This window comes from Inquilinus limosus MP06, from assembly GCF_000767795.1.
Classification (GTDB): domain Bacteria; phylum Pseudomonadota; class Alphaproteobacteria; order DSM-16000; family Inquilinaceae; genus Inquilinus; species Inquilinus limosus_E.
The window spans coordinates 1-1,029 of sequence record NZ_JANX01001046.1; the positions used below are offsets into that span (position 1 = coordinate 1).

The following is a 1,029-nucleotide window of genomic DNA, read 5'->3' on the forward strand; positions in this document are numbered from 1 at the left end:
CCGGCTCCGAGCGGCTGTGGGCCGAGGCCACGGCCGAGCGCTTCGGCCGGATCGACGCGGTCATCGCCAATGCCGGCATCATGATCCCGAAGACGGTGATCGCGGCCGACGATGCCGACCTCGACGACCTGATCCAGGTCAATGTCAAGTCGCCGCTGCGGCTGGTGCGGGCCGCCTGGCCGCATCTCGTCGCCTCCGGCCATGGCCGCGTCGTCACCATCGCCTCGCTGTCGGGCAAGCGGGTGAAGTCGGCGGCCTCGGGCCTCTATGCCGTCAGCAAGTTCGCGGCGCTGGCGCTGACCCACGCCATCCGCCATGCCGGCTGGGACGAGGGCGTGCGCGCCACCGCGATCTGCCCCGGCTTCGTCGCCACCGACATGGCGGCGGGGCTGACCAACCGGCCGGCCGAAAGCCTGACCCAGCCGCAGGATGTGGCGCGCATCGTCGCCTTCCTGCTGGACCTGCCGGACACCGCGAGCATCACCGAGATCCCGATCAACTCGACGCTTGAGGAGAGCTGGTGATGGGCCCGCAGGTCGAGAGCGTCGAGCCCGATGCCGTGCTGCCGCAGCGCGCAGACGTGGTCATCGTCGGCGGCGGCATCATCGGCACCAGCGCCGCCCTGGCCCTGGCGCAGCGCGGCGTCTCGGTGGCGCTGTGCGAGAAGGGCCATATCGCCGGCGAGCAGTCCAGCCGCAACTGGGGCTGGTGCCGCAAGACCCGGCGCGATCCGCGGGAGATCCCGCTGATCATCGAGAGCATGCGGCTGTGGGAGGGCATGAACCAGACGGTGGAGGCCGAGACCGGCTTCCGCCAGAGCGGCATCCTGTTCGCGGTCGAGACCGACCGGGAGATCGCGGAGTACGAGGCCTGGCTGGAGCATGCCCGGCCCTACCAGCTCGACGCCCGGCTGATCACCCCGGCCGAGTTCGACCGGCTGATGCCCGGCGCTGGCGGCCGCTGGAAGGCGGCGCTGTACTCCGCCTCCGACGGACGGGCGGAGCCGCAGCGCGCCGCCCCGGCCATCGC

Annotated in this window: 2 protein-coding genes; both read left to right on the forward strand. The window is 71.9% G+C overall.

The features are described from left to right. Window positions 1-524 (forward strand): SDR family NAD(P)-dependent oxidoreductase (locus P409_RS35075; protein ID WP_034849645.1); only part of this gene is annotated, 524 nt, incomplete at its 5' end. Next, the coding region (locus P409_RS35080; RefSeq protein WP_152613726.1) for an NAD(P)/FAD-dependent oxidoreductase at window positions 524-1,029 on the forward strand (506 nt) is incomplete at its 3' end. The genes P409_RS35075 and P409_RS35080, both read left to right, overlap by 1 nt.